Annotated in this window: 12 protein-coding genes, 2 tRNA genes and 2 rRNA genes; 10 read left to right on the top strand and 6 right to left on the bottom strand. The window is 42.6% G+C overall.

Annotation, left to right across the window (positions count from 1 at the left end):
- The first annotated feature begins 71 nt into the window (after positions 1-71).
- The 8 genes from Q0A08_RS23050 to Q0A08_RS23085 all read left to right on the top strand — a co-directional run bounded on the left by Q0A08_RS23050 (position 72) and on the right by Q0A08_RS23085 (position 5,959).
- A tRNA-Ile gene (locus Q0A08_RS23050) sits at positions 72-148 on the top strand.
- Positions 149-192: 44 nt separating this feature from the next.
- Positions 193-268, top strand: a tRNA-Ala gene (locus tag Q0A08_RS23055).
- A 297-nt stretch (positions 269-565) separates the two neighbouring features.
- Positions 566-3,453: ribosomal RNA gene (locus Q0A08_RS23060) — 23S ribosomal RNA — on the top strand.
- 189 nt (positions 3,454-3,642) lie between these two features.
- Positions 3,643-3,757 (top strand): 5S ribosomal RNA (gene rrf / locus Q0A08_RS23065).
- Positions 3,758-4,076: 319 nt separating this feature from the next.
- The gene (locus Q0A08_RS23070; protein WP_438463860.1) at positions 4,077-4,466 is read left to right on the top strand and encodes a VOC family protein; all 390 of its coding nucleotides are present in this window, start codon (positions 4,077-4,079) and stop codon (positions 4,464-4,466) included.
- Between the two features lie 124 nt (positions 4,467-4,590).
- Positions 4,591-5,010 carry a hypothetical protein gene (locus tag Q0A08_RS23075; RefSeq protein WP_438463861.1) on the top strand — a complete coding sequence of 140 codons (420 nt, stop codon included), beginning with the start codon at positions 4,591-4,593 and terminating at the stop codon, positions 5,008-5,010.
- Positions 5,011-5,077: 67 nt separating this feature from the next.
- The gene (locus Q0A08_RS23080; RefSeq protein ID WP_438463862.1) at positions 5,078-5,575 is read left to right on the top strand and encodes a cupin domain-containing protein; all 498 of its coding nucleotides are present in this window, start codon (positions 5,078-5,080) and stop codon (positions 5,573-5,575) included.
- 33 nt (positions 5,576-5,608) lie between these two features.
- A complete protein-coding gene (locus tag Q0A08_RS23085; protein ID WP_438463863.1) occupies positions 5,609-5,959 on the top strand; it encodes a DUF2956 domain-containing protein in 351 nt (116 codons plus the stop codon).
- Positions 5,960-6,048: 89 nt separating this feature from the next.
- Here the strand turns inward: Q0A08_RS23085 and Q0A08_RS23090 are convergent, their stop codons facing one another.
- Positions 6,049-6,546: a GlcG/HbpS family heme-binding protein gene (locus Q0A08_RS23090; protein ID WP_438463865.1), complete on the bottom strand. Its 498-nt coding sequence runs from the start codon at positions 6,544-6,546 to the stop codon at positions 6,049-6,051.
- Between the two features lie 157 nt (positions 6,547-6,703).
- Here Q0A08_RS23090 and Q0A08_RS23095 point away from each other — a divergent pair, with 157 nt between their 5' ends.
- Both Q0A08_RS23095 and Q0A08_RS23100 read left to right on the top strand, forming a co-directional pair.
- On the top strand, positions 6,704-7,378 hold the full coding sequence (locus Q0A08_RS23095; RefSeq protein ID WP_438463866.1) for a response regulator: 675 nt from the start codon (positions 6,704-6,706) through the stop codon (positions 7,376-7,378).
- Entirely contained in the window at positions 7,359-8,906 is a 1,548-nt protein-coding gene (locus Q0A08_RS23100; RefSeq protein ID WP_438463867.1) for a sensor histidine kinase, read from the top strand. Before Q0A08_RS23095 ends, Q0A08_RS23100 begins: the two co-directional genes overlap by 20 nt.
- Positions 8,907-9,045: 139 nt before the next feature.
- Here the strand turns inward: Q0A08_RS23100 and guaD are convergent, their stop codons facing one another.
- The 5 genes from guaD to dbpA all read right to left on the bottom strand — a co-directional run bounded on the left by guaD (position 9,046) and on the right by dbpA (position 16,337).
- Entirely contained in the window at positions 9,046-10,347 is a 1,302-nt protein-coding gene (gene guaD, locus Q0A08_RS23105) for a guanine deaminase (RefSeq protein WP_438463868.1), read from the bottom strand.
- Positions 10,348-10,351: 4 nt separating this feature from the next.
- Positions 10,352-12,718, bottom strand: coding sequence for a xanthine dehydrogenase molybdopterin binding subunit (gene xdhB, locus Q0A08_RS23110; protein ID WP_438463869.1), 2,367 nt, complete (start codon positions 12,716-12,718; stop codon positions 10,352-10,354).
- Positions 12,711-14,153: a xanthine dehydrogenase small subunit gene (gene xdhA / locus Q0A08_RS23115; RefSeq protein WP_438463871.1), complete on the bottom strand. Its 1,443-nt coding sequence runs from the start codon at positions 14,151-14,153 to the stop codon at positions 12,711-12,713. The genes xdhB and xdhA overlap by 8 nt, the downstream gene beginning before the upstream one ends.
- A 356-nt stretch (positions 14,154-14,509) precedes the next feature.
- Positions 14,510-14,890, bottom strand: coding sequence for a hypothetical protein (locus tag Q0A08_RS23120; protein WP_438463872.1), 381 nt, complete (start codon positions 14,888-14,890; stop codon positions 14,510-14,512).
- A gap of 61 nt (positions 14,891-14,951) precedes the next feature.
- The gene (gene dbpA / locus Q0A08_RS23125) at positions 14,952-16,337 is read right to left on the bottom strand and encodes an ATP-dependent RNA helicase DbpA (protein ID WP_438463873.1); all 1,386 of its coding nucleotides are present in this window, start codon (positions 16,335-16,337) and stop codon (positions 14,952-14,954) included.
- Between the last annotated feature and the right edge of the window lie 109 nt (positions 16,338-16,446).

Below are 16,446 nucleotides of genomic sequence, written 5' to 3' on the forward strand. Positions count from 1 at the left end.
GATATGAAGCTCTGGTGAGTGTTCACACAAATTATCTGGTAACTAATTTATAGAGACGCACAGAAGTGTTTGGGTCTGTAGCTCAGTTGGTTAGAGCGCACCCCTGATAAGGGTGAGGTCGGCCGTTCAAATCGGCCCAGACCCACCAATTAATTATCCTAAATTGATTGGCCAAACACTTAGGTAGTATATGGGGCTATAGCTCAGCTGGGAGAGCGCCTGCTTTGCACGCAGGAGGTCTGCGGTTCGATCCCGCATAGCTCCACCATTACTTACTTCATCTGTGACTCATTACTCAAAGCCCTAAGCAAGTTGTTGTTACTTCTTTAAGAAACAAACAATCACTGACTTAGCGCTTTGCGCTAATTGCTCTTTAACAATTTAACTTTTTGAATAGATCGAAACACAGAATCTGATTGTATTTATATGATCTTATTGTTGTGTTTCAAAGACGATAATCAAGCGTCAAACCGGTGGAAACACTCTTTAACCTAGAGTGATTTTCAAATCGTAAATCCAGCGAGAGACAAAAGCTCGTTGGTATATAGACCCTTTTGGGTTATATGGTCAAGTGACCAAGCGTGCACGGTGGATGCCTTGGCAGTCAGAGGCGATGAAGGACGTGGTAATCTGCGAAAAGCTCGGGGGAGTTGATAAACAAGCGTTAATCCCGAGATGTCCGAATGGGGAAACCCACCCGCTTGCGGGTATCGTATGGTGAATACATAGCCATACGAGGCGAACCCGGGGAACTGAAACATCTAAGTACCCGGAGGAAAAGAAATCAACCGAGATTCCCTAAGTAGCGGCGAGCGAACGGGGATTAGCCCTTAAGTTAAATTGGTGTTAGTAGAAGGCTCTGGAAAGTGCCGCCGTAGAGAGTGAAAGCCTCGTATACGAAAATGCCCTTTTAATGAAATCGAGTAGGACGGGACACGTGGTATCCTGTCTGAATATGGGGGGACCATCCTCCAAGGCTAAATACTCCTGACTGACCGATAGTGAACCAGTACCGTGAGGGAAAGGCGAAAAGAACCCCTGTGAGGGGAGTGAAATAGATCCTGAAACCGTGTACGTACAAGCAGTGGGAGCGGACTTGTTCCGTGACTGCGTACCTTTTGTATAATGGGTCAACGACTTATTTTCAGTAGCAAGGTTAATCATATAGAGGAGCCGTAGGGAAACCGAGTCTTAATAGGGCGTATAGTTGCTGGGAATAGACCCGAAACCGGGCGATCTATCCATGGGCAGGTTGAAGGTTGGGTAACACTAACTGGAGGACCGAACCCACGTATGTTGAAAAATGCGGGGATGACTTGTGGATAGGAGTGAAAGGCTAATCAAGCTCGGAGATAGCTGGTTCTCCTCGAAAGCTATTTAGGTAGCGCCTCGTATCTCACCATTGGGGGTAGAGCACTGTTTGGGCTAGGGGGTCATCCCGACTTACCAACCCCATGCAAACTCCGAATACCAATGAGTGCAATTACGGGAGACACACGGCGGGTGCTAACGTCCGTCGTGGAAAGGGAAACAACCCAGACCGTCAGCTAAGGTCCCAAAGTTACAGTTAAGTGGGAAACGATGTGGGAAGGCTTAGACAGCTAGGAGGTTGGCTTAGAAGCAGCCATCCTTTAAAGAAAGCGTAATAGCTCACTAGTCGAGTCGGCCTGCGCGGAAGATATAACGGGGCTAAACTGTACACCGAAGCTACGGATGCTTAGTTTACTAGGCATGGTAGAGGAGCGTTCTGTAAGCCGTTGAAGGTCAAGCTGTAAGGCAGGCTGGAGGTATCAGAAGTGCGAATGTTGACATGAGTAACGATAAGGGGAGTGAAAAACTCCCCCGCCGGAAGACCAAGGTTTCCTGTCCCATGTTAATCAGGGCAGGGTGAGTCGGCCCCTAAGGCGAGGCAGAAATGCGTAGTCGATGGGAAACAGGTTAATATTCCTGTACTTGCATATATTGCGATGGAGAGACGGAGAAGGCTAGGCCAGCACAGCGATGGTTGTCTGTGTTTAAGGCGGTAGGCTGGTGACTTAGGTAAATCCGGGTTGCCTTAAGGCCGAGAACTGATGACGAGCCCTCTTTTGGGTGAAGTGGTTGATGCCATGCTTCCAGGAAAAACTTCTAAGCTTCAGATATATGGGAACCGTACCCCAAACCGACACAGGTGGTCAGGTAGAGAATACCAAGGCGCTTGAGAGAACTCTGGTGAAGGAACTAGGCAAAATGGTACCGTAACTTCGGGAGAAGGTACGCCGATTTTGGTGATGGCACTTGCTGCTTAAGCTGAGATTGGTCGAAGATACCAGGTGGCTGCGACTGTTTATTAAAAACACAGCACTCTGCAAACACGAAAGTGGACGTATAGGGTGTGACGCCTGCCCGGTGCTTGAAGGTTAATTGATGGGGTTAGCTTCGGCGAAGCTCTTGATCGAAGCCCAAGTAAACGGCGGCCGTAACTATAACGGTCCTAAGGTAGCGAAATTCCTTGTCGGGTAAGTTCCGACCTGCACGAATGGCGTAACGATGGCCACACTGTCTCCACCAGAGACTCAGTGAAATTGAAATCGCAGTGAAGATGCTGTGTATCCGCGGCTAGACGGAAAGACCCCGTGAACCTTTACTATAGCTTCACAGTGAACTTTGAACCTACTTGTGTAGGATAGGTGGGAGGCTTTGAAACCAAGACGCTAGTTTTGGTGGAGCCATTCTTGAAATACCACCCTGGTATGTTTGAGGTTCTAACTCAGGTCCCTAATCGGGATCGAGGACACTGTGTGGTGGGTAGTTTGACTGGGGCGGTCTCCTCCCAAAGAGTAACGGAGGAGCACGAAGGTGTGCTCAGCATGGTCGGAAATCATGCGAAGAGTGTAAAGGCAAAAGCGCGCTTAACTGCGAGACAGACACGTCGAGCAGGTACGAAAGTAGGTCTTAGTGATCCGGTGGTTCTGTATGGAAGGGCCATCGCTCAACGGATAAAAGGTACTCCGGGGATAACAGGCTGATACCGCCCAAGAGTTCACATCGACGGCGGTGTTTGGCACCTCGATGTCGGCTCATCACATCCTGGGGCTGAAGCCGGTCCCAAGGGTATGGCTGTTCGCCATTTAAAGTGGTACGCGAGCTGGGTTTAGAACGTCGTGAGACAGTTCGGTCCCTATCTGCCGTGGACGTTTGAGATTTGAGAGGAGCTGCTCCTAGTACGAGAGGACCGGAGTGGACGAACCTCTGGTGTTCCGGTTGTCACGCCAGTGGCATTGCCGGGTAGCTACGTTCGGACGGGATAACCGCTGAAAGCATCTAAGCGGGAAGCCTCCCTCAAGATGAGATCTCACTGGAACTTTAAGTTCCCTAAAGAGCCGTTGAAGACTACGACGTTGATAGGCAGGGTGTGTAAGTGCTGTGAGGCATTGAGCTAACCTGTACTAATTGCTCGTGAGGCTTGACCATATAACGCCAAAATGGTTTAGCGTTATATTACGATTTAAAAAGATGGTAAAACATCGCAAGCTGGTTTGAGGCTTGGTTATCGTTAACTTCTCTAATGAAGAGAAGACTATTCAAAAAGTATTGTTAAAGCATAAGCAAATTCGTCAATGAATAAGCCACAAACAGAGCTTGTTCTGACAAACAGAATTTCTTGATAATCACAGAGCGTCTGAACCACCTGATCCCATCCCGAACTCAGAAGTGAAAAGTCGCATCGCCGATGGTAGTGTGGGAGTTCCCATGTGAGAGTAGGTCGTTATCAAGATTAAAATCTAAAAAGTCTGATCACTGATCAGGCTTTTTTTTGCCTAAAATTTATCGAAAGACACATCATAAGCAGCCTATATCTCGTTCCCATGGTCCTCCGTGGGAATGCATACTCGCCAGCTCCGCAGGCTAAACTCAATACGACCCAACATGCTTTAGCTAGAGCTCAAAGTTATGCATTCCCACGCAGAGCATGGGAACAAGACTTTAGACTTCTTAAAATAGTAAGCGTTGCTATTAGCGCTAAATACAATCTTATACGCAATAAAAATACTGCTATAGTATGGGTTCAGCGATCTAACATGGAGGCGTTTAAAATGAAGTCAAATGCGGTTTGTTGGTTTGAGATTTATGTTAATGATATGGCTAGAGCGAAGACGTTTTACGAAACTGTGCTTGGACAAGCGCTTACTCGTTTGGATAATCCAGAGGTAAAATCAGACTTCCCTCAACCTGAGATGTGGGCTTTTCCTATGGAGGAAGAGGCGGGTGCCAGTGGCGCAATCTGTAAAATGGAAGGGGTTGAAGCGGGAGGTAATAGTACGCTTGTGTATTTCAATTGCGAAGATTGCTCGGTAGAGCAAAACAGAATTGAAACCGCTGGCGGTAAATTAATTGCTCCAAAAATGTCTATTGGCGAGCATGGCTTTATCGCAATAGCTCAGGACCCTGATGGCAATAATATCGGTTTTCACTCCCTGAAATAGTTAACCATTTTTGTGAAAGCAAAGATTTGAAAAAGTGAAGGTTTGTGAAAGTTAAGACGTATTGGAAATGTAACGAGAGGGGCTAGTACTAGCCCCTTTTTCTTGATTTCTTAAGGGATTATGAATGCTTATGAAGATGCACTACAAAGGTGCTTGCAGCTGCAACCACTGGCAGCTTGAAATAGAAGTAGATAAACCTCTTAGTAAATTTAATCCGCGGGTTTGTGATTGCGATTATTGTCTAAGCCATCCATCAAGAATTATCAGTGATCCAAATATGAGAATTGAATTAGTTGGTGTTGAGCTGTCAGTTAGTCAAAATGGGGACCAGTTGGCTAACTTTTATTATTGTAATCAATGCCATGACTTGTTGGCTGTAGGGTGTCATTTAAATGGCCAACTACGAGGTGCCGTTAATTCTGATCTGCTTCATTGCTCTGATCAACTAGATAAACCCATACAAATTCAACCTAAGCTATTGAGCTCGTCAGAAAAGTTAGAACGTTGGGGAAGCTTGTGGGGCGTGTTACATGGCGTCTATTGAACTCATCGTACTCAAGCCTTAATCTACTTTGCAAATACTTCTCTTTCACTAAAGGAATGGAATTTTCATGTTTGCTTCAAAAAAAGATACCTATCTAGTTAAAAAGTCTGAGATTGATTCGATGGAAGGCTTGGATAAAACCCATTTTCTAAATGAAAAAGCTAAACGTAAGAATAAATCCCTTGGCGACTTGGCTGGCTTAACAGGCTTTGGATTTCATATTATTGAAATTGAGCCGGGCTGTGAATCGACAGAGCAGCATTGTCATTATCATGAAGATGAGTGTGTTTATATTCTAGAAGGGGAAGGTACAGCGGTTATCGGCGAAGAGTGTTTTGAAGTTGGTGTTGATGATTTTATTGGCTATAGAGCTGGCGGGCTATCTCATAAACTACTTAATACGTCAGATAAAATGCTTAAGTGTATTGTCGTAGGGCAACGTCTTGATCATGATGTGGCCGATTATACAAAATTGAATAAGCGTATTTATCGCCAAAAAGGGCTGCCTTGGAATTTGGTAGATATTGAGAATATTGCTACCCCTGTGGCAGGTAAGAAAGCATAATCAATTAAGTTTAAGATGTAATAAGGTCAATCTGTGTCAAAGAAGCATAAAGTATCAAATGAAGTGGTTGAAGACGCTATGAAAATGGCAAAAGCGACTCAGAAACCAGGTCAAACAAAAGAGCAAACCAAGTTAATTGCTCAGGGAATTCAAAAGGGCATCGAAGAATATAAAAAGCGCCACAAACAAAAGGCCCGCGCTTTAGATAAAGAGAAGAATAAATTACAGAAAAAAACGGAATCTCAAGCTCAAGTCAGTGCTGAACTTGCTGAAGAAACCATCGAAACTGAGGTGATAATACAACAGAGTAAGCTGGCTTGGGGTTTATTAGGTTTAAGTTGGATTGGTTTTATCGCTTATCTAATACAATCAGGCAGTTTTTAATGCAGGCCTCCTATTTTTAATTAAAAGTCTTAAAGCTTTTTAATTAAAAATAGGAGGCCACGTCTTAGGGGCCTCTATTATCTTTCTTTTTATTTCATCACTCTTTTTATTGCCGCTTCTGCGCAAGCTACATCTAGGTGACCACCTGGTGCACCACCAATGCCAATACCACCTACAATTTGGTCATTAATTTTTAATGGAATACCGCCAGCTAGGAACAATAAGTTTTCATCCATATTTTGTAATGGTCTAAGGACTGGCTTATCTTGAATGAGCTTCATTAGGTTCGCTGTCGGTTGCTTCATGCTAACTGCGGTAAAGGCTTTTTGACGAGAGCTTTCAAGTGTATGTGTAGTTGCATTATTGTTTCTAAGTTGTACCAGTACACGGCCTGCTAGATCGACCACTGTGGTTGTCACGTTGTAGTTATCTTTGGCGCATTCACTTACACCAGCAACAGCTAGAGAGATGGCTGTCGAAGACGATAGCTGAGTGAAAGTATGAGTTTGTTCTGACTCTTGTGCTGTGGCTAAGCCTGACATTAGAACTAGAGACACGCCTGTAATTTGCTTAATGATTGATTTCATATGACACATTTCCTCTTAAAGTGAGTATTGCTTTGAAGTTGGTAGCCAGTCTATCTGGCTCAGCTTGCAACCACCTTGCGCTAAGATTACAGCTTTGTAATGCAGTGATAGGCTTGAGGCGTGCTAGTCTTAAAGGTTGCTAAGAAAGAGAGAATCTATGCGAATTTTAGTAATTGAAGATGATCAACATATCAGTAATTTTCTACAACTCGGCTTTGAAGAGCTCAACTACCAAGTCACTGTTTGTGCTGACGGTTATGAAGGTTACCAGTTAGCAAATAGTGAAGAATATGATTTGCTCATTTTAGATTTAATGTTGCCAACTTGGAGTGGTGAGAAAGTGTTGTTGCACTTAAGAGGAGAAGGTCATGACATTCCTATTATCATTCTCAGCGCAAAACACACAGTTGAAGAGAGAGTAAAAGGTTTAGAGTCTGGTGCGGATGACTATCTAATCAAACCTTTTGCTTTTGCCGAATTAGCAGCACGCTGCCACATCTTATTTACACGACAAAAAAAAGGACAAGTGACTAATCAACTTGTTTACCAAGGGCTTAAGCTAGATCTTTTGAGTCGTAAATTATATCGAGATGAGAAGGAAATTGTACTCAAGCAAAGAGAGTTTGCTTTGATGCAGTTATTTTTACAGCAACCTGAGCGAGTATTTTCTAAAACTGTGATTTTAGAAAGCATATGGGGTTATCAGTTTGACCCTCAAACAAATGTGGTAGATGTGTTAGTTTGTAGGCTCAGAGCTCAGTTAGACAACGATTTTGACTCTTCTTTGATTCATACCATCAGAGGAGTGGGTTATGTCCTTAAAACAGACTAGAGGTGAGAGTGTAAGCCAAGGTGGTATTGAAACAACGACTCGTCTTGCCCAAGGCCAGTTATTTTCCCGTTTTGTTCTCACCTTGATACTTTGCTTTGTTGTTATTCAGTTAATAGTGACGACACTATTAATCTATCAACAAGACTTCCAAGCTAAGCAAATGATGACAAGTCTTAAGAGTGAGTATCAAAGGCTTTTGATTTTTGAGTCCAGCGATAAACTTGAGCATGTACTGTTAAGTTATCCGGAAAAGCTGCTCGATAATTCCATGAGTGTTATTAAGCAGACAGGTAAAGTTAATCAAGATTTTATTGCTGGTGTAGCTATTGATCAAACACCTATTTCTCTCGACGCATTTCTTTTATCTGATTCTAGCTGGTTAGACTTTTTGCTCGCTCAACCTTACTTGTCGATTAAATTAAGCCCCGAGAAAGTTCCATTAGAGGAAGGCAAACAAAAGGTAAACGATGTTGAGTATTGGTTGGTTTTAAATGTACCTGCTAAGCTTTCAGCCTTAATTGAAAAGTGGGTGTTTGTCGGTTTGATACTAGCGTTACTATCAATTCTTATTAGCTTTATTGTGTGGCGTTTGATTGGCGATACTTTACAGCCTCTACATGCTTTAGCTAAAGGCTTAGATAATCATAAAGTAGGGCAAGGTGTATCAGAGCAAGAAGCGCTTTTAGCTATGTCAGCCTTTTCTGATGATGTTAAGTCACAGGGTAAACGACGGTACCATACGAGCAAAGGATTAGAGGCGTTAAGCCAAGGGGTGAATCAAGTTATGTACAATCTAAAGGGGGCAAACGTAAGTATGTCCCATACCTTAGATGCCATTGCACACGATTTAAGAACGCCGCTTTCGAGGATATTACTAAGTACAGAAAAAGCCTTGGCAGTTTCTCATTCAAGGTCTTCAGATGAGACTGTTAAGCATAATGAAGAGACTTTATGGCTTGTTGCTGCTTTATCTGATTGTGCTGAATCTGCATCCCAAGCAACGGGTTTATTAACGACACTCATGAGAATTAATGATGAAGCCATCGGTCGGCACGAGATAGTGAAAGAGAAGGTATCCCTAAAAGAGTTAAGTACAAATGTGATGTCTTGGTATGAGGAAATAGCTGAAGAAAAAGGCATAGGGTTAAGTGCTAGCCAAGTGCCTGATGTGGTTTGTATGACAGACCCAAAACGATTAACGCAAATACTGGTTAACCTTGTCGACAATAGTATTAAGTACAGTGAAAGAGGTGATGAGGTTAAACTGAATTGGGGTGTCAAAAGAGGTGAGGCTTATATTAGTGTCAGTGACACAGGTATTGGTATTGAAACGGATAAACAAGACGCAATATTCGAACGCTTATATCGTGCTGATCATAGCCGCTCACAGGCGGGCTATGGACTTGGACTTGCTATGGTAAAAGTTATGTTAGATAGCTTAAATGCGAGCATTAAGGTGACATCAGAGTTTGGGAAAGGCAGTGAGTTTTGTGTTTTGCTTACTAAGGCTATCTCACAAACTAAGTAAATTAGTCTGCTTTTTAAAATATAAAAAAACGATCAAACTGGAGAAGGTTTGACCGTTTTGAATAGTTGGCTGTAGAGCTCAGCCAACTATTATGTTTCGTTCTTTTCGTTAAATTGGTGTAAAAGTCGTAAACTTTAACTTAACGAGTATGAACGCATTCGCCTGCAACAATAGTGTGAGAGATTGCTCTGTCATCACCAATTGTCATTAATACGAATAAGGTTTCTGCTAGCGTTTTAGATTGTGCCAAACGGTAATCTAGCAAAGGTGTTGCTTTGTAATCTAATACTAGGAAGTCTGCTTCAGTACCGACTTTAAGTGTTCCCACTTTATCTTCTAACCTTAGGGCTTTAGCGCCGCCTAAGGTTGATAAGTAAAGAGACTTAAATGGACTGAGTTTCTCTCCTTGCATTTGAATCACTTTGTAAGCTTCGTTCATGGTTTCAAGCATAGAGAAACTTGTACCTGCACCTACGTCTGTTCCTAGACCAACATTGACTTTGAACTCTTCAGCTTTACTCAGGTTGAAGAAGCCGCTACCTAAGAAAAGGTTAGAGGTAGGGCAAAATGCAATGGCAGAACCTGTGTCAGCTAAGCGTGTGTATTCTTGATCACAAAGGTGAATACCGTGAGCGAAAACAGAGCGCTCACTTAATAGGTTGTGCTGATCATAGGCATCTAGGTAGTTCTTAGAGTCAGGGAACAATTCTTGAACCCATTCACATTCATTCTTGTTTTCAGACAAGTGAGTGTGCATGTAAAGGTTGTCATATTCCTCTAACAGCTGACCTGCTTTATGAAGCTGTTCTGATGTACTTGTTGGCGCAAATCTAGGTGTAACTGCATAATGGTTACGTCCTTTTTCATGCCACTTTTCAATTAGCTCTTTGCAATCTTCATAGCTTGATTCTGGTGTATCAGTTAGGTATTCAGGTGCATTTCTGTCCATCATTACCTTACCGCAGATCATGCGTAGGTTGTATTGCTCTGATGTCTCAAAGAAAGCATCAACAGACTCTTTATGAACCGTGCCAAATACAAGAGCTGTCGTTGTGCCGTTGCGAAGTAATTCTTTTAAGAATACATCCGCTACTTCAAGGGCATGACTCTTTTCTTTGAACTCGTTTTCCGCAGGGAAAGTATAGTTATTTAGCCAATCTAGTAGCTGTTCACCATAAGAGGCAATCATACCTGTTTGTGGGTAATGAATATGAGTATCAATGAAGCCAGGAACAATTAAAGAATCTTTATGTTCACTAAGCTGTGCATTTGGAAAGTCTGGCAACAGTGTTTCTGCATTACCGAGTGCGATAATTTTATCGCCCTCGGTAACCAAAAGACCATCTTCAAAATACTCATATGACGCTTCAATTCCAACTTCTGCTGGGTCAGCTATGGAGTGTAAAATGGCCGAACGCCATGCTTTTAATTGAGTCGTCATAATCTTATAGCCCTTTCGCTTTTTCACGAAGCTTTTGAATGCCCATCAGCACACGCTCAGGTGTTGCTGGTGCGTCAACTTCTGGTTGATACTTGTAGTCTGCAACGGATGCAATCGCATCTTTAATGGCACACCAAGCAGCAATACCTAACATAAATGGTGGCTCACCAACGGCTTTAGAATGATAAACCGTGTCTTCTGGGTTTTTGCGGCTTTCAACTAGGTTTGTACGGAAGTCGATAGGCATATCGGCAATCGCAGGTACCTTGTAGCTTGCAGGTCCTGATGTCATCAGGCGACCTTTGTCATTCCAAACGAGCTCTTCAGTGGTTAACCAACCCATACCTTGAACAAATGCACCTTCTACTTGACCAATATCGATCGCAGGGTTCAAAGACTCACCCACGTCTTGTAATAGGTCAGTACGTAGGAACTTGTATTCACCGGTAAAGGTATCAACTAACACTTCGCAACACGCTAGACCATATGCATAGTAGTAGAAAGGACGGCCACTTGCGCTATCACGATCATAGTAGATCTTAGGTGTTTTGTAGTAACCTGTGCTTGAAAGCGATACTTGGTTGAAATACGCCAACTGAATGATTTCTTCAAAGGCCATATAGTTTTCACCAGCACGTACATGGCTATTGTTGAACTCAACTTGAGATTCTTCAACATTAAAGTGCTTAGCTGCAAACTCAACAAGACGCTGCTTGATAATAAAGGCTGCATTTTGTGCTGCTTTACCATTCAAATCCGTACCAGATGATGCTGCGGTCGGTGACGTATTGGGTACCTTATCAGTATTGGTGGCTGTAATTTCGATACGCTCAGCTTCTACTTGGAAAACTTCAGAGACAATCTGTCTTACTTTAGTATTCAAGCCTTGACCCATTTCTGTACCACCATGGTTGATACGGATGCTGCCATCTGTATAAACATGAATTAGGGCACCGGCTTGGTTCAAGAAAGTCGCTGTGAATGAGATACCGAACTTAACCGGAGTCATCGCTAGACCTTTTTTCAGGATGCGATTCTCAGCGTTGAAAGCTTTAATCTCTTCACGTCTTTCATAGTAATCACTGCTCGCTAATAGCTCTTCAGTGATTTCAGGCAGTATGTTGTGCTCAACAGTTTGGTGGTACGTGGTTTCATTGCGCTCATCTTTACCATAGTAGTTGGTACGACGAACATCTAATGGATCCTTATTTAGATTACGAGCAATGGTATCCATGATCTCTTCAATCGGAACCATGCCTTGAGGTCCACCAAATCCTCGGTAAGCCGTGTTAGATGCTGTATTCGTTTTACAGCGGTGGCCATTGATTGTTGCGTTCTTCAGGAAGTAGGCGTTATCAATGTGGAACATAGCGCGGTCAACGATAGAGCCAGAAAGATCTGGTGAATAACCACAGTTACCCGCTAAATCAACTTCGATGCCTTCAATCATCCCGTCATTGTCAAATGCGACGTCATATTTAACGAAGAATGGGTGACGTTTACCTGTCATCATCATATCTTCCATGCGAGGAACGCGCATTTTAGTTGGACGATTTGTCAGACGAGCAATAACCGCAGACATACAAGCAGGTAATGCAGCCTGTGTTTCTTTACCACCAAAGCCACCACCCATACGGCGCATGTCGATAACGACTTTATGCATATCTACGCCTAGTACACTCGCTACTAGCTTTTGTACTTCAGTTGGGTTTTGAGTCGAGCTGAATACCATCATGCCGCCGTCTTCAGTTGGCATAACAGAGGCAATTTGAGTTTCTAGGTAGAAGTGCTCTTGACCACCAATGTGTAACTTACCTTGAAGGCGATTTGTTGCATTAGCCAAAGCGGTTTTTGAATCACCTAAAACGTGCTGGTGACTATCAAGTACAAAGTGTTTTTTCTCAAGTGCTTCTTCAACACAAAGAACTGGCTCAAGGTCTTCATATTCGATAACCGCGGCCATAGCCGCTTTACGAGCAGTTTCATGGTCATTAGCGGCAACAGCTAGTACTGCTTGACCATAATACTCAACCAGGTCATCAGCCAGTAGAGGGTCACCAGAAACAACTGGGCCAATATCTAGATTACCAGGAACGTCTTTAGCCGTAATGGCAATGGCTACGCCATCAAATTCATAACATGGGCTAGTGTCTATGCTAAGAATTTTTGCATGGGCACGGTCACTCATACGAGCATATACATGCAACTGATTTGGAAACTCTAACTTATCGTCGATATATTGTGCTTCACCACTGACTTGCTTATCAGCACTATCGTGTTTAATCGAACGGCCAACACCTGTTTTTAGATCTTTTTTAAAGATGGTTTCTAGTTCAGCTTGTGTTTTTGTTTGAATGAATTGACTAGACATGAGCGGTCACCCTTGTTTGCGTGTAAGTAGATTGAGCTGACTCGGTTTCAACGAAGTACTTGCGAAGTAGGTTTTGCGCACTCAAAGTACGGTACTCTTTACTTGCTCTGAAATCGGTAAGAGGGGTGAAGTCAGTCGTTAGTGCATTACACGCTATTTCAATATTCTCTTCTGTATAAGCTTGGCCGATCAAGGCTTTTTCAGCATTGTCAGCACGCTTAGGAATACCAGCCATACCGCCAAAAGCAATACGTGCATCGGTAACAACCTTGTTCTCTACTGTAATATTGATCGCTGCACATACAGCAGAAATATCATCGTCAAGACGCTTAGATAATTTGTAGGCTTTAAACTGGTTAAGCTTAGTTTTGGGAACAAATACCTTTTCAATAAACTCACTAGATTGCTGAACCGTTTTCTTGTAATCCAAGAAATACTCTTCAATGGGGAGGCGACGAGTTTTGTCTCCTTGACGCAATTGAATATCTGCATTTAGAGCAATTAATAATGGAGGTGTGTCACCAATGGGTGACGCGTTACCTATGTTGCCGCCTAAAGTGCCTTGGTTACGAATTTGTAGCGATGCAAAACGGTGAAGTAGCTCGCCAAAATCTGGGTATTCTGCAGAAAGTGCTGTGTAGCAATCAGATAATGATGCAGCAGCACCTAAGATGATTTCATCTTCTGTGTTGGTTACCTCTTGCATGTCTTTCACATTGCCGACGTAAATGAGTTTACCAATAGAACGGTGGAATTGGGTAACCTCAAGGGCAAGATCAGTACCGCCAGCTAATAGCTTTGCATCAGGATGTTCGAGATACATTTGAGCAAGTTCTGCTGTTGTTGTAGGAACAAAGCTGACTTTTTCACCATCAGAAAGGGAAGCTCCGCCAGCAGGAATTTGTTTTAGACGATCAACGGTAGACACTTCAGTTGCATCAAAGAAGTCGACTTCTTTTGTATTACAAGCTTGTTCAGCTGCTTCATAAATAGGGCGATAGCCAGTACAGCGACATAGGTTACCAGCAAGGGCTTCACTTGCTGTTTCTTTATCATAACCGTCAGTGTTTTTTTGCATCGCAAACATAGACATAACAAAACCCGGTGTACAAAAACCACACTGAGAACCATGGCAGTCGGCCATTGCTTGTTGAGTACTATGAAGTTTGTCATCTTGTTTTAGATCTTCAACCGTGATCAGTTGCTTGCCGTGTAGAGCGGAAACGAAAGTTAAGCAAGCGTTAAGTGTACGGTAACGTAATGCATCACCATCCAGTTCGGCAACGACAACTGTGCATGCCCCACAATCGCCCGATGCGCATCCTTCCTTAGTGCCTGTTTTGGAAACCTGCTCACGCAGATAATTCAATACGGTTAAGTTTGGATCAAGATTCTGCTCGTTGCGCAATTCCTGATTAAGTAAAAACTGGATCAAGGTGTATCCTCCTGTGCCTTTTTATGAGGATTCATGACTGTTGAATCTTTCATAAATTATGACGTACTTTAGTTATTATGTATTTTCATTCTAGCTAAACATTGTCCGATCGGTCAAAGATTTTTAAGACTTTCTTTTTTCCTTATGTGAAAAAAACGACTGTTTTTTCACTTGGTGACTGACATGGGAGGGGTATCATCTTGAATTTATTTGATTTTGCTTGCGATAAGTCAAAATTGAATTTTTATAAATATTCTTTAAAAAAGAATACCAATTCAGTTTTTGCCTAAAAAAGTAGCAGTAAAAGAGGATGGTTTAGTCTGAGAAGGTCTAATTTAACTTTCTCAGATGGGGGGTTAGGCTTGGTTTGGTCTCTTAATGAGAGGGTATTTTCTGATAAGAAGAACAAGTAGGAAAACAATCACTACACCAAGTACGTCTCCGGCAAAGTCAGCCCACTCCCCAAAACGATTGACATAGGGTTGGATTACTTCGATTGCACCGCCCCAAAAAGCAATAAAGAGGCAAATGAAAGAGAAGCGTCTAAAATCACCTGCCGCAGGCATAAGTGCCCAAGCTGCAAATCCGATCACATGATGAAGTTTATCTGAACCTGGTGCAGAAGGGAGCTGCTCTGCCGGTAGTAAGGTCGCTAAACTAATGCCAATCCAACCAATCAAAAAAAGAGGGATTTGCCAGCGAGCATATAGGTTAAACAATAAATGATAAGCAGCCATTAAAGCGTCCTTTAAAAAACAGCGGCCCAGTTAATGAAATTAACCGAGCCTGTTTTTACTACTAACGTACGATACGTACCTTAATAGTACGTCCTTTGATTTTTTTCGTTTGTAGTTCGCTTACCACATATTTTGCTTGTTTATTGGCAATAGCGACATAAGCACGGCGATCGAAAACATTGATCTTACCCACTTCGTCTTTAGCCAGACCTACACCTGCGGTTAATGCACCAACAATATCGCCAGGTCTTAGCTTGTCTTTACGGCCGGCATCAAAGCAAATCGTTGTCATACTTGGAATCAAACGGAACTCATCATCATACTTAGGATCAAGTTCTAGGTAGTCAGCTTGAATTTCAAATCTGTCTTCAATGTCTTTAACTTTATAAGTGTCTTTATCTGTCACTAGGTTAATAGCGACACCTTTATTACCGGCACGACCAGTACGACCAATTCTGTGGGTATGAACATCGATATCTCGAGTGGTGTCATAGTTAATGACAGTATCAACTTCTTTCACATCAATACCACGTGCCGCCACATCGGTAGCCACTAGAATACGGCAACTGGCATTACTAAATTGCACCAAGACCTGGTCTCTGTCTCTTTGCTCTAAGTCGCCGTGAATCGCTTTAGCACTGATCTTATGATCGACTAGAAAGTCTGCAATTGTTTGACACTCAATTTTTGTATTACAAAAAACGATCGCTTGTTCAGGGTTTTGGTAACGTACAGCACTCATAAGCGCATAAGGTTTATCATCCTTATTACTCTTTACAAAGAACTGCTTAATATCAGGTTTTGATTCTTGAGTTGCTTCAACCTTGATGGTTTTTGGGTTGCGTTGGAATTCTGAACTGATTTCACTAATTGTCTCTGGGTAGGTTGCAGAGAACATGAGAGTTTGACGCTTCTTAGGTGTGCTTTCGACTAAAGTGCGAATACTGTCGACAAACCCCATGTCTAACATGCGGTCAGCTTCGTCTAGCACTAAGGTGTTAAGACTATCTAATCTTAAAGTGCCTTTGCGAACATGCTCTAATAGACGGCCCGGTGTACCCACAACAATGTGAGCGCCATGTTCTAGAGAACCTATTTGTGGGCCAAACGGCATACCACCACACAAGCTCAACACTTTAATATTTTCTAAAAAGCGAGCTGTTTTGCGTATTTCTTTACAAACTTGGTCTGCTAATTCTCTAGTAGGGCACATGACTAAGCCTTGTACGCCAAAATAACGAGGATTTAGTTTTAACAACATGCCAATTGCGAAAGCTAAAGTTTTACCACTACCTGTTTGAGCCTGCGCTAGAATGTCATTATCTGATAGAATACTTGGCAAAGTCTCAGCTTGGATAGGCGTGAAGTTTTCAAAACCTAAATCTGACAATAGAGATGTGAGTTTTGTTGGAAGTTGTATATCTAAGTTATGGGAGAAGTTAGCCACAAATTACCTGAAATTTAATAAATGAAGGGATATTTGGGCAAAATGATATCAGATACTGCTAAATGAGTGGTGTGATATTTTAAATATCTAACTAAAGATTCAATATTTA

Source organism: Marinomonas sp. PE14-40 (assembly GCF_051623805.1).
GTDB lineage: Bacteria > Pseudomonadota > Gammaproteobacteria > Pseudomonadales > Marinomonadaceae > Marinomonas.